General features: G+C 31.8%; 11 protein-coding genes. 8 read left to right on the forward strand and 3 right to left on the reverse strand.

The genetic code is table 11. The features are described from left to right. The 6 genes from ACWVCY_RS11515 to ACWVCY_RS11540 all read left to right on the forward strand — a co-directional run. The coding region (locus ACWVCY_RS11515; RefSeq protein WP_455142973.1) for a S8 family peptidase at positions 1-2687 on the forward strand (2687 nt) is incomplete at its 5' end. After that, on the forward strand, positions 2684-3580 hold the full coding sequence (locus ACWVCY_RS11520) for a hypothetical protein (protein WP_455142974.1): 897 nt from the start codon (positions 2684-2686) through the stop codon (positions 3578-3580). The genes ACWVCY_RS11515 and ACWVCY_RS11520, both read left to right, overlap by 4 nt. A 220-nt stretch (positions 3581-3800) precedes the next feature. Continuing rightward, entirely contained in the window at positions 3801-5006 is a 1206-nt protein-coding gene (locus ACWVCY_RS11525) for a glycosyltransferase (protein ID WP_455142975.1), read from the forward strand. A gap of 88 nt (positions 5007-5094) precedes the next feature. Continuing rightward, entirely contained in the window at positions 5095-5529 is a 435-nt protein-coding gene (locus ACWVCY_RS11530) for a hypothetical protein (RefSeq protein WP_455142976.1), read from the forward strand. 173 nt (positions 5530-5702) lie between these two features. Then, positions 5703-6506 carry a hypothetical protein gene (locus ACWVCY_RS11535; protein ID WP_455142977.1) on the forward strand — a complete coding sequence of 268 codons (804 nt, stop codon included), beginning with the start codon at positions 5703-5705 and terminating at the stop codon, positions 6504-6506. A 116-nt stretch (positions 6507-6622) separates the two neighbouring features. After that, positions 6623-6958 (forward strand): hypothetical protein, encoded by a 336-nt coding sequence (locus tag ACWVCY_RS11540; protein WP_455142978.1) that lies wholly within the window; start codon positions 6623-6625, stop codon positions 6956-6958. 13 nt (positions 6959-6971) lie between these two features. On the opposite strand, the gene ACWVCY_RS11545 is transcribed toward ACWVCY_RS11540, so the two are convergent. Then, positions 6972-7508 carry a GNAT family N-acetyltransferase gene (locus ACWVCY_RS11545; RefSeq protein WP_455142979.1) on the reverse strand — a complete coding sequence of 179 codons (537 nt, stop codon included), beginning with the start codon at positions 7506-7508 and terminating at the stop codon, positions 6972-6974. A gap of 204 nt (positions 7509-7712) precedes the next feature. Here ACWVCY_RS11545 and ACWVCY_RS11550 point away from each other — a divergent pair, with 204 nt between their 5' ends. After that, a complete protein-coding gene (locus ACWVCY_RS11550) occupies positions 7713-8744 on the forward strand; it encodes a glycosyltransferase family 4 protein (RefSeq protein ID WP_455142980.1) in 1032 nt (343 codons plus the stop codon). A gap of 40 nt (positions 8745-8784) precedes the next feature. Here the strand turns inward: ACWVCY_RS11550 and ACWVCY_RS11555 are convergent, their stop codons facing one another. Continuing rightward, positions 8785-11646, reverse strand: a complete 2862-nt coding sequence (locus ACWVCY_RS11555; protein WP_455142981.1) for a hypothetical protein — start codon at positions 11644-11646, stop codon at positions 8785-8787. Positions 11647-11883: 237 nt separating this feature from the next. Between ACWVCY_RS11555 and ACWVCY_RS11560 the strand changes: the two genes are divergently transcribed. After that, positions 11884-13731 carry a hypothetical protein gene (locus ACWVCY_RS11560; protein ID WP_455142982.1) on the forward strand — a complete coding sequence of 616 codons (1848 nt, stop codon included), beginning with the start codon at positions 11884-11886 and terminating at the stop codon, positions 13729-13731. 14 nt (positions 13732-13745) lie between these two features. On the opposite strand, the gene ACWVCY_RS11565 is transcribed toward ACWVCY_RS11560, so the two are convergent. Then, positions 13746-14384, reverse strand: coding sequence for an adenylate kinase (locus ACWVCY_RS11565; RefSeq protein WP_455143008.1), 639 nt, complete (start codon positions 14382-14384; stop codon positions 13746-13748). Between the last annotated feature and the right edge of the window lie 11 nt (positions 14385-14395).

Consider the following 14395-nt stretch of genomic DNA (forward strand, 5'->3'; position numbering starts at 1 on the left):
CAACTAATAAAGGCAAAGGAGTAACTTTACTCTTAATACTATTTTTTATGATTACTTTAACAAATTATTCAGAAAATTTTCCCTTAATAGGTATATTAAACGAAACTATATCTGTTGAATCTGGCTTAAAGACAATTCCTTTCTTAGATTCCCCATCTAAGGATAGAGACAATTCACCAGACTTGATTTTCTCGTATAACAGCTTAGAAGATATGGAAAGTAATTTTAGTACAATGTATTCACTTGTTAACCCTTCAAAAGCTTTGGAACAGAACTTAACAGGTAAAAATATAACAATTGCTATTATAGACTCAGGAATAAATGATAATAACGATTGGATATCAAATCTTATAGGTAAATTTTCAACAACTAATAATAATTCTGATGTCGATGATCTAAACGGACATGGTACTTTAGTTGGCTCAATAATAGCTAAAATAGCCCCAGAAGCAAAGTTAGTGAGTATTAAAGTGACTGATAAATCTGGGATTATAAAATCAGAATGGTTACATGATGCATTTGAATTAGCAAAAACTCTGAATGTCTCGATAATACATTGTTCAATTGGGTCAAAAAACCTTAATTTATTTAATTATTCCTTAATTCAAGAGATAATAGCTCAAAACATAACCATAATTGTTGCTGCTGGAAACTCTGGCCCATATGGACAGAGTATTGAATCTCCAGCAAGTTTTTCTGAAGTCATTTCAGTTGGAATGGTCGAAAATAGAACTTTTATCCCGTCGATCTCGTCCTTAGGACCCCGTCCTCTTGGAAATCTAGGTCCCGATATTGTGGCACCAGGTGTAAATATTTTTGGATATAATTATAATAATGAATCAATAATGGGCACAGGTACTTCCTTTGCTGCTTCATTTGTTACTGGTGGTGTCGCACTTCTAGCAGAGGCTTTTCCAACAAGTTCACCAACGTTATTAAAGGCTATAATTCAAGAATCAGCTCAATTTCTTAATAATATATCACCCATAGTTCAAGGAAATGGACTTTTGGATATTAGTGCTGCATATGGATTATTGGCAAATACTAATGATAGTAAACCACTAATTTCATTCTCTCCAAAAAAAATCTCATCTAATTTTTTGTATTTTGGACATTCAGTAAATGGTGAAAATAGAACATATCAATTATCAGTTTTTAGTTATCTTAATTCATCTTTAAAAAGCTTGAATTCAACTTTAATATCTCCAATAAATATTACTACATCAAATATTTCACAATCATTGGTAAAGGGATTTAATTCTATAGATCTGGCGATTTTTATACCTCCTGATCTAAAAATGTCTCACTATACCAGAAATATTACATTTGAATTTGAAATTAAAATGAATAATATAACTAAAAATATCCCAAAGAATTTCTCAATTAATATTGAAAATAGATATCCAGGAGGTAATATATTATTTTATCAAGGATATGATAATGATATTTATGTGCCTGACGGACCTACTGGTCGTTATACTATTCTTCAATCTGTTTTAGAAAGAGAATTTGGATTTAATGTTTGGGGAGGAATGAAGATACAAAAACCTTATGGACCAATAATTAATGTTAATAAGCAGGGCCTCACGACTGAGGACCTCCAGAATACTCAAATCCTCATTCTATCTGATATTGAACATGCTATATCAGACGTAGAGATAGACGTTATACAGTCGTGGATATCTTTAGGTCGTTCTCTAGTGATTTTTTCATATCCATCCTTTATCTATAATGAAACAGAAATTTTATCTAATCAAAGCTCTATTAACAGGTTGGTGCAAGATTATGGACTAAAAATAGCTAATGACCCAGATTATAGCATCGATAGAAGGTTTAAGCACTTCAATACAGCCCAAATTAATAATTCTTATGGGATTTTTGATCAAGATGACTTGAAATTCTCATATAATGGTACATCAATATCAATTGATTATTCGAAAGGAGCTAGGGTTCTAGCAACTGCACCCGATCTTTTGAACGAAAATAAATTAGTTCCTACTGCTGGATTTTGGGAGGATTCAGATTCCAAAGGAAAAATTGTGTTATTCGGAGGAATTTCTTCATTTGATGATTTAACACTATATAATAAAAAGAATCCTGAAAATCTGAAAGTAATTACTGGATTAATTAGGTGGTTAATACAATTTCAACAGAATCGCTATAGCTATTTACTTACATCAGACCCACCGCAATCTAAAAGACAAACACAAATCCAAATCTCTTTTCCTGAGGAAGATTTTAAGGGAAAATCCTTTAATGGTACAATTATTGAAGCTAATGGATCCTATACTCAATGCACCTTCATAAGAAAAAATAATATTTATATTGCTAAATGGACTCCAAAAGCTCCAGGTAGTGCGGTATTGTGGATCAATTTACAGATTCAGGATGAAGTACCTATAAATGGAGTATTAGAATTCTATGTGCTCGATGGAAGCATGCCTGACTTTCTCACCATCTTCCTGCTAGGTGGATTTATCTTTATTGCACTTGTTTATTATTTTTTATCAACTAGGAAACCTATTCAGACCTCACCCGTTGAACAAAGATTATATTATGAGATGTCGAAAAAGAAAAGTAAACCCAAACACAAAGGGCTAGAAATAATGTCAGTTTGCCCAGTTTGCAAAACTCCTCGATATAAAGATGAATCTAAATATTGTTTTAAATGTGGTCAAGAGTTATGATTATTGTAACTCATACTGATCTCGATGGAATTTGTTCTGCAGCACTCTTTATACGAAAATATGGAAATAATGTCGAAATCCAGTATGCATCGGTTAAAGAAGCGAAAGAATTACATCAATCAGGATTTTCTCCAGATTACACATGTGATCTCCCTAAAATTGGGAGATCAATAAATATAGATCATCATAAATCAAATTATGAGGATTTAGTAACAAATAATCGCATGTCTGAAGATGATTTAGTCAATCCTAAAGCCTCTTCAGCTACTGAATTAGTTTTTAGATATTTAAAGTTTTCAGATGATCCTGTTGCCCTTCAAATTCGTGAGCTTGGAAATTTAGCTGATACCGCTCAGCTCCCAATGGAATATAAACCTCTAGATGTAATTTTAAACTTGAATAACAGTAATTATATAGTTATGAGGGATATTAGTAATTTATTAGCATTGGAAGGAAAGAATATTCTAGAAACAGAGTGGTTGGCTTTCCAGTATAAGCAAGTGGCTAAAGAATATTCAGAAACACGGTTAAAGATAGATTCATTTATCGAAAAATATCAGATATTTCCACGTATACTAATCCTTGATACTCGTGGAAAAATCAATGAAAAATTAGCAAAAGAGGTTTTTCAACCTCTATTTCATTTTAATATTGCAATAATTGCATTAGTATATATGAAAACACCTGAAGAACCTCTTAAAATAAGTCTGAGAGTAAAAAAGTCAGAACAGGAAAATTATGATGTATCTCTTGTAGCTAAAGCGCTTAATGGTGGCGGGCATAGAATGGCTGCTGGTTGCAATCCAAATCCACAGGATTTTCCTCTCAATCTAATCAATGAGCTTAAAAAGATTAAAAAACCTACTGATTCAATAGAAACAATGATATTATAGTAAATTATAATTAATTAGGCAAGTTGTTATCCATTAAAGATCTAATCAAATGGAAAGTATAATCTTTGTCTTTATACGATGAAGAGCGCAAATCGCTATTTATAAGATGAACCATAAGACTTATTCAGTTACTAAAAGATTTTCTTAATTATAAAGAGAAATATCAAAATAAAAATCAAATTGTATCTGCTTCTTAATAAAAAAATTTGGATTTGATGATGTGAGAATTGCTATCTTTTCAGATTCATGGGTACCAAACCTAAATGGGGTAGTTATATCGATTATCAATGAGGTAATGAATCTACGTGATAATCATGAGTTTGTAATATTTGTACCTAAATTAAAGCAAACCACTCCTTTTAAAATTGAAGATGTACCAATCTATGAGATAAAAAGCTTTCCTTTTCCTCCCTATCCTGGTTATAATATAGCATATCCTACATTGAGATTTACTCATGCTTTAAGAAAAGAAAAATTTGATTTTATTCACTGTCATTCACCTTTTTCTTTAGGTTATGGCGCTATCCTATCAGCAAGGGTATTCAATGATCTTCCTCTGCTAAATACATATCATACAGATTTGGTACGATATTCAGGACATTTAATTGGTGGATTTCAAGCAGAACGATTTTCTAAAGCAGTTTCTCAAGCGGTTTGGTTCTATGTGCGTTCATATTACCGATTCTCTGATGTTGTTATCACTCCCTCAAAAACGCTTCAAAGAGATTTAATTAAACACGGTGTATCCCCTCCAGTTTATTCTTTACCTAACATGATATCTCGAGTCTTCTTTAGAAAAACTATTGATTCATCGAAAGATGTAAAATTTCAAGATGAATTAAAAAAACGATTCAAGATTAAACCAGAACATCGTATCATCTTGTACTGTGGGAGGATTTCCTTCGAAAAAAAACTTGAAGTTGTTTTACATGCATTTAAAAAAGTAGAAGAAAAGTATCCCGCTGCATTTCTTCTTATTGTTGGAGATGGTCCTCATTTAAATTCATATAAAAAAAAGGCTATAGATTTAAATCTTAAGAATTATGCATTTTCAGGCTTTATAAGTCACACAAAACTCCCAATTGTTTATCAAATGGGAGAATTTATGGTCACCCCAAGTGATACAGAAACCCAAGGACTTACTGTAATAGAAGCAATGAGCCAAAAACTACCAGTTATTGGAGTTGCGGGTGGAGGGGTATTGGATAATATTGAACACGGAAACAATGGATTTCTTGTCGAACCAGGAGATATATCCGCCTTTTCAGAGGCAATAATGACTTTTTTAGAAAGCGATCAGCTCCGAGAAACAATGGGAAAAAATGCATACAAAACAGCTTTAAAATTTTCTCAGGATGGATTTATTGCTTTATTAGAAAGTGCTTTTCAGAAGACTATAGAAATACATTCTTCAAAAAAGTCCTAGCTCGTTCTCAGTTGAAGCGAATGTATTTATATGTTTAATTAACATATTCATCTTTGCTTTAAAATTAGTATTAGGTGATGAAAAACTCATGTTCTTACAACAAAATCAAGCAGATTTAAGTGATCCAGTTACATTAATTCTACTAATAATATCTATTATCCTTGTTGCTATATTTTTATATTTAGGAACCAGATTAATAATTGGTAAGAAGGATATGGATAAAGGTTATGTCATTAGGCTTCTTGTTATCGCAGCAATTATTGTAATTCTAGTAGCATTAGTTATTGGTGCAATCGTTGGAGTTGTCCAATCACTTCCATTCATAAATGAAGCTGCAGCAGGATTAGTGCCTGTACTTATCTTTGTAGCGATCGTATATTTAATTAAATATCTGCTAATCCCTGAAAAAGGTGAAGTCTGGCAATCTTCAATGTGGATCGCTATAATTATGTTATTTTTAATTTATCTGATTAACGCGATTACGATTGAATTTTTTTCAATACCAATAGTTTATGGGATTTGATAAAAGATAACCTATAACTTCTTTTTTTTTCTAAAATTCTCCTGAATCTAGAAAAATGATGCTATATAGGATTTTGATTTTTCACAAATAAGCTAACATTTATTATTGAGAATCTATCACCTAAAATCGAATAATTTATTCCATTTCAGTGAAACCTAGGAATGAAAGTAAAAATGCGAAGAAGCTCATTAGATACAACTACTCGTGCTTTAGGAAGATTAAAGTCTCTAATTGTAATATCTGATTGGATTAATTTTGCTGATAATAATTTCAAAGGAAAATGGAATTATAAAACTCAAGATGTAGTATTTATAGATACTACAAGTGTTATCTTAGTTCCAGTGGACTTCACACGAATTCTTAAGAACGGAGAATCCTTTATTCTTCTATATGGGGCGGGAATATACTGGACTAGATTTTCAGTGATTAAAAGAGCAATTACCACGGATTCAAGATTTATTACTGGACTTTTAATACCTGAAAAGCAATGGTTAGATTGCCATTTTAACACGGAACCATTTATCTTCCCTCCTATGCATAATTTCATTATTAATGATTTTCTTCAAGAATTTCCTTTCAATGCACTCCGACCCAGAGAGGACGATATTGATGGGGCACGTCGACGAGCTTTTGGTCGAGGATTGATATTAGCACAATTAGTATTTCCATTAAAAGAATCTTTGATGCTTTTAAAGAAGGCTACTGAGAGATATGAGAATTTTGATGCTCCTGATTCTCCAATGCGAATCCTTATTTCTGAATTCACCTCGGAAATTAAAAATGAAATTATTATTGAAAAACCTCAAAGTGATTATCAGATTATGATTCCTGGAATTCGTAATATAAAGTCTAATCTTCTAGAAATATTCCCTGAAAAATGGAAGACTGAAATTTATTTGAGAGGATTAAGGAGGGATATTGCCCATATTGCAAAGGATTTTGCATTTATAGGAGCTCCATTGATCTTAAGATCATGAAAAGGAAGATAGGATAGGATATGATAGATATCTTTGCAATAATAATACAATAACCTTTTAACTAAACATTCTATTATATCCTAATAAATCTCAAATTCATGCAGGGTTGAGTTCTTTTGTCCAAGATTTGGAATGAAGACCAAGCAAAACTTTTGGATTTCTCTGTTCGGAATTTTTTTGCCACTTTTAAGCAAAGAAATAAATATCAATCTAAGAAATATTACTTAGCTGTACCATTTGATCGTGGTTATCGATCTTTTGATATTGTAGCCAATTCATTAGAAGAAATTATTTTTAAGGCAAGTGAAACACTAAAATCTACTGAATTTGATCGTTTAAACATTGAAAAAGAAGATGGAATCCCCATCCTAACTATTTATCTCGAAAAAGGATCGATAGTTGTAATTAAAGATATAATTACAGATAAAACGATCTGTAGCATTCAACTTTGATTTTACATTAATATTAATAATATGTTAAATTGTCTGGTACTATCAATCTTAAACGCACTAGGTCAGTATTAGCATATTTTAAATATTCATATGGTCTAAATCCTAATTTTTTGTAGAAATTTAATGCTTTAAGATTGTTACGTTGAACTCCAAGCTCAATTCCTCTTTTATTTGCTTTCTTACTCTCTTCTATCAAATAATCCATAATCTCTTTTCCCACGCCTTTATGTTGCCATTTCTCACCTATTACAAATCCTGTAATCCAAAGGATTTCGGGTTCTTCATTCAACCATAAATAACCAATTGAGAGTTCATCAATTAGTATGATAAAAACACGCTGAAATTGGTCTTCTATTGCCTCAGCAATATCTCTAAACCATGATTTCCAATTAAATTTTCCTTGCCATGCTTCAGTCACAACATTATCCATTTCTGAAACTGATAAAATACTAATAAATTCTAGATCATCTTTTTCTGCATAACGCAGTACTAGTTTTAGTTTTTCAGAAATTATGACATGCATTGAATCAAACATTTCGAATTCATTCACTACTTAGTTCATTAAATGTTCTTAGAATCATAAATATTTTGATTATGAATGGACTATTGATAAATATAAATCTACACTAAACAAACTTAGAAAAAATAATTTGAATTTTCTGTCACAAAAATGTTTCTATTTCATCATTATTTGAAGACCATTGCAAAAATCTAAGTAAAAAAATGCTTATCCTTCTAGCGGAGTGCTATCTGAATGAAAGTCAATTTTATTCTTGATATGGAACGAAGTTTAATCGGTAGTGGAGTATATAGCTCAGCAGTACGGCTAGCAGAGAAGCTAAAGGAATACGGAATACATACTGATATTAACGGAGAACAGCATCCATATGATATATACCATTTTCAGACATCTTTACCCCAATCTTTCTTGAAGGCAAAGATTCTATCAAAACAAAAAAAGCGTAAGTATAAAATATTAATGACTGGACATACAACAATTGAGGATTTTCGGAATAGTTTTCTTTTTTCAAATAGAATAGATCCAATATTAAGCCCATATCTTCGGAAATACTATTCCTATGCTGATTATCTTATTGCTGTCAGTGAATACAATAAAAAGATTCTACTTGGATATGGTTATGATCCTTCTAGAATCAAAATAATCTCAAATGGAATTGATCTTTTAAAAGTAAGAAAAAAGCTTGATTTGAGAAAAAAAACGCGTAAGTTTCTTGGAATTAATGAAAAACAACTATTAGTTGTTACAGTAGGCATATGTATATATCGAAAAGCCCCTGATATATTTATTGATGTTGCTAGGACTATTCCAGAACAACAATTTCTATGGATTGGAAAATATCTTCCTTTAGGGACAATCGCTCACTCAAATTATTTACGCAAAAAATTTGAGCTCTCCAGACAGCTGAAAAACATGCAATTTACTGGATATGTGTCTAAGTTTACCCTGGAAGGACTTTTAAACGCGGCAGATATTTTTCTTTATGTAAGTCGGGAAGAGAATCAAGGAATCGCGCTTTTAGAAGCTATCGCTTATGGATTAGTCCCTGTAGTTCATGACCATCCTGTATTCAGCTGGCTAACCCATGAAATAGATTGTTTAAAAGGAAAATCAGTCCAAGATTATTCAGAACAGATCAATCGATTATTAAATGATTATAATCTCCGACAAATACTACAAAAAAAAGGAGAACAGACATTAAAAGACCATGATATTAATTATTCAATCAATCAATTAGCTGATCTTTATTCATATCTTGAATCATAAAAAAAGGAAAAAGAAGTAAAGAAAGAACTAATATAAACGTTTATAGTCCTTTATTTACTCGAAACATCCCAAATACAATTATAACAGCAACAAGAGCAAAAAAACCAAAGCCAAGAAGGGAAATAATAATATCTAGACCTGAATCTTGATCAGAACCAGTTGTAGTTTTTTCAATTATTTTAAAATTAATAGTACCAATGGGATCTAACCGTTTGTCCAAAAATAAATCAATGATGTAGGTTGCTGGTGGTGAATCAAGATCGATTGATAGATCAATTTTATAAACACCATCCTCTTCATAGGCAATAAACCTGCCGGAAGTAAGATTTCCTGAAACACGACATGATAAATCTAACCCACCAATCTTTTTTCCTGTTTCTAATAATCGAACTGTAAAATTAATAGTTTTAGAATCTCCCTGTTTTATTTCGGGAATATCTAAAGAGATAATTTCAAATGTACCACTGATTGTAATTTGATGGAGACTCATATTCAAATAAGCTTGATCTTGAATATCGAATATATGAGGAGTACTCCAACGGACTTTGAAACTATAGTTTCCAGGTATGAGTGCTGGATTAACAGGATCTAACCAAAGTACTGTTTGCTCAATAAAGTGAAAATGAAATGTCTGTTTTATTTCTACTTCAGGAGTAGCTGTTTCATCCAGAAAGAAGATAAGGTCGAGATCTGTCATAGGAATTTCTAGTTCTGATGTAATATTTCGATTAGGATAATTCACTTCAAGTGTATCATTGTAGTTTAAAAATTTTAAAGTTAAATTACCACCTAATAATTCTGTAATATAATAACTTGTTCTAGGTAAATTTTCTTCAACAACAACAGTTCTAAACCTAACTGTAGGAATATCAATAGGTATTACAATTTTTACTGGAGCACCTCCACTAGTTGATGTCACAGTTATAGTTAAGTTAGCAGTTATATTACCAAAAATACCTCTCTTAGGAATTTCAAAATTTAATCCCATGGTATTAACCCTTGAAAAAGGATCGCTAAAATTCCCATCTAATATTGTTTCTCCTTCACTATTATAAGGAATAAAACCAAAAGTTTTCCAAGTGATGTTCTCACGAGAGGTCCATTTACTATTCCATCTATAAACTACCTCTGCAGAACTAATAATAAGATAATCTAAAGAATAAAACTCTCCTTGAGACGAATTAGCTTCAAGGTAGCCTAGAAGGGTAATATTATCACCTGGTGAAATTGTTTGAAGATCAGTTTCCTGTTCATAATAGATACGATAATCTGAAGTGTTATCAGGAGCAGTCTGATTCGTAGACCCGCGTAATATATAGAGATCCTGTTTGACATAATTCATCTCATCTTTTATTACATAGGTTATGTTCACGGTTTTATCGTCGATAAAATCACCTTGTGAGTCTGCACGATGGATAATAAAAACAAAGGTCCATGTTCCAAAGTACACCTGATGTGTAGGCAATTGTAACTCGATTGTAGCAGTGCTATCTCCACCCACAGAAGTATTTACAGCCTCTTCAGCTTTTATACGATATTTACTTTCTAATGTCTCATTATAGCCTTGATGAAACCAGGTAGAATAAACGCTTCCAGTTTTTAAGGGAGCTCCTGGATCAATAATAGTTGTTTTTTCAGCTATTACTGCATAATTCACAATAAAATTATCAATGAACCAATATGAAGTTTGATTATTTGAATAGGAGTTTGTATCTGGTAAGATTAATCTAAACGTTTTGGTAATAGGTGTAGAGGTTGCCTCTGTATCAACTGGAAAGGTAATAGAATTCCATTTGTGATTGCCTACACCTACGTCAGGAATTGTTTCATTTTTCCAAGATGTTCCTTTCCAGTATGAAAATGTCAATCTAGGAGGTACAATTGCCAAATAACAATCATCTAACCATCCAGTATATAAAGTATCAGCTGCAGCTCCAGCATCAATTCCCCAAAAGACCACCCGTAAGTAACTTGAATTTATTGGTGTTGTCCAACGTAGAATCATATTATAGATATAACCTAGGTCATCTTCTACTAAAGTTCTCGAATCAGTAGAATCTATTTGGCCAATGTTAAATCCACTAGCATTATATGCCTCAATTCTTAGTTTCCAATAATTTGCCTCTGTTTTTCCAGTAGCTTTAGCAGAAAGAGAAATAGTCCGTCCTCCTGCAATTGTAATGTTTTGTGTTACTAAAAAGCCTTCAGTTCCATTTATTTTTGCATAATTGGAACCATCAGCTGCATTATCTGGATCAGATACGATTTGAACAAAAGATGAATTTACATCCCAGCCAGTTGTGTCACCAGTTTCAAAGCTTGGGTTTAGTAAAAGATTTTCTCCCTTTGACATGTAATCAAATGAAACATAATAACGACTTGAATTTAAGAGAGTTGTTTCATTATAAAAGATTTCTGCAGCAATCTTATCTGCATCCATCCCTTCTGTTAACGTAAGATATCCCTCAGAGGCAGTTACAGAATCAAAATTAGCATTATACCAATCAGGAACGGATAAATTATCGAAATAAGGATCTTTTAAGATATTCTGATAATTACTCCTGAAATCAAAAGCAACCTCATCAATTGGGGATTCTAGTTGCCATTCTAATGATCCGTTCATCTCAGAATATTTACTATCAGCAGTGATTTCTAACCATTCACCCGGAGCATAAATATCTTTATTAGTAGTTAATGTTGTTAATCCAGATGTCACAGAAGTCCCTATTCTTGATTGAATCATTGGTTCGTTATTATTTTCTGCTGAATAAGTTTCTTTTAGCGTATTTTGTCTCGAATAAGAAATTGTTTGGGAATTCTGGTAAATTATTAAGGAACTTGGAATACTAAATGTTATTATTGTAAGAATGCTTAGAATTAATAAATTTCGAATTATGTTCATATGGCTCACCGTAATCAAGGTTTCTTAGATAGATTAATTTTTCTTTTAGAAAATCTCTATAAATAGTTGTATTATATCCTAAATCTCCATTGTGGGGTCTGATTGGTTTGATCCAACCTTATTTTTTTAAGTTTATTAAACGCTTAGTTGGCAAAAAATTAAAGACATTTATTCTGTACAAAAATGAAAAAATACGAAAGCTTTAATTTATTGGTGATCTTTAGATTAAATGATAACATGATAGGTCTTAGAGAACAGTTAGGGCAGCGAATTCAAGAAGGAAAACTAGCAATTAGTAACGAAGATTATTCTTTAGCTATCTTTTCCTTCCAAAAAGCTATAAAACTAGCTTCAGACCAATCTCCAGTTCTCAATAATATTATTGGGGTTTCTTATGCATATTTAGCTCTTTCTTTTTTCTATAAAGGGGATGAAATGCAAGCTCGTACCAATATAGATAAGATTGAACCATTTTTTGACCACAAACCATTTAATACTCAAGGATATGCTGCAATTTTATTGAGTATTGGACTGGATTTTCAACGTTTAAAGGCATATGAATTCTCAATAATTCCAATGAAAGTGGCTTTAAAACTTACTAGAGAAAGTTCTTTAACTGAAGACTTAGAAGCAATTTCAATAATCTCACGAAATCTCGCATATTCTTACTATAAAATGCAAAAACAGACAGCTGCTGCTAAGTTGTTTAGAATAGCAGGTGATCTAGAAGAAAATCCGAAAATAGCGATTGAACTATATCAAAATTCGTCTTATCTTTATTATCAAGAAAATATGAAAGAAGAGGCTCTTAATATTCTTGAAACAGCTTTTAATAAAGTTGACATTGCAGAAAACTCAGGTTTAATTAATTATCCTTTAAAACTAAAGAAAGAAATTGCTCATTTTCAAGCAATAATCGCATACGAAATTTATCAACATTATATTTCTTATAACGATCTTAATCAATCCTTAGATTACATAAACCTTAGTCAATCAAAATTTTCTTTTATTGATAAGGAGTTTTGGCCAACTAAAACACTTTATGAAGAAGCCATGATTTATAATAAATTAGACAAAATTAATAAACGTGACAAATTACTTGAAAAGGTAGTAGAACATAAATACACCGAAGATACTAACATTTTCATCATAAGAGCAGGACTTCTTCTTTTAATATCTTCTCTCGAAAAAAATAACTTCCCAAAAGTTGGGTATTATCTTCAAATTCTTTCAAATATAGAAATGGAGTATTTAAATCCTTCAATAGCTAATATAATTTCACAGATTCGAGAAATTTCGAGAAAATCATTAAAGAGAGGGCAAATTCAAACAAATCTTCGATTTACATTAAAAGATCTGGATTTACCAGTTGAAAAGTTAATAGAACAATACGAGTCTCTCTTCGAGGAAAGATCATTAACATTTACTCAATTCAAAGAGAAATCTCAGAAAGAAATTGATCATTCTATTGGTTTAACTGGAAAAATGTCTCAGTTTTCTGGAAAATTAAAACCCCCCTCTCTTGAGAGATTACAGGAATTATTTGAGGTAAAAGAAACAACAATTGAACCAAAAATGGAAGAAAGAGAAGCAATTCCCGAAACTATTCCAACAACTCAGGAAGAGTATGAGGAGGGACGTATTTCCCCCTCAGCTGAAACACTAAGTAATTTATTCCGTGAACACCGTATCCTCCAAGAAGAAGATAATATAAGCGAAATTAATATAACTACAGCAGAAGATACAGAAAATAAAGAAATTCAAGAAAGAATATCATTAGAAAACATTCCTACTCAAGCGGGAAGGTACTTTCAAAGAGCAGGATGGACTGTTCGATTTAACTTAACAACAGGACAACGTAGAGGAGCAGAACCAGATATAATAGCTGAAAAAGGGTTGATTCGGAGAAGAAAAAAATTAATCTTTTTTGCAGAGAATCCTACTGATGCGGAAATTTGTGGTTTTCTCCTTCAATCGAGCTTAGAAGAAGGAGAAAAACTAGTTTTTTTAATGAGTGGAGACCCACGAACCGTGAAGCTCTCACGAAAAGTAAAGCTCATAACTCACATTGATCAATTATTTTAATTTATCGAAAAGCTCTAATAAAAAGTCTCTTTAAGTAATGATTCGACTTTTAGTCTCATCATATCTATTGTACTATCACTCACTAAAGTTCTTAATTTTCCTTTCTTTAAAAAATACTCAATTAAAGGTTTAGTTTGAGTCTCATAAGTCTTAAGTCTTTTTTTAACTGTTTCTTCAGTATCATCATCACGTTGATACAATTCTCCAGAACAATTATTACAAAGTGCTTTTCTCTTTGGAGGACTGTAAATAATGTGATAGATTGCTCCACATGTTTTACATGTTCGACGACCAGTTATTCTTTCAACTAGCAGATTAAAATCCACTTCTATATTTATAACTAAATCGATCTCAGTTATTCTTTCTAAGTCTGTAGCTTGAGCGATATTCCGTGGGTAACCGTCAAGAATAAACCCAGCTTCACAATCTGGTTCAGCTAAACGAGCTTCCAGAAGTTCAAGAACTAATTTGTCAGGAACTAATTTCCCCTCATCCATGAAAACCTTAGCCTTTTTTCCCACCTCAGTTTGGTCTTTAATAGCATTACGTAGAAGATCTCCTGTAGAAATCTGGGGAATATTGTATTTTTCTGTAATAAATTTTGCCTGTGTTCCTTTTCCTGATCCAGGAGCACCTAGCAAAATTAATTTAATTTGAGTCAAAA

The organism is Candidatus Hodarchaeum mangrovi, assembly GCF_975850365.1.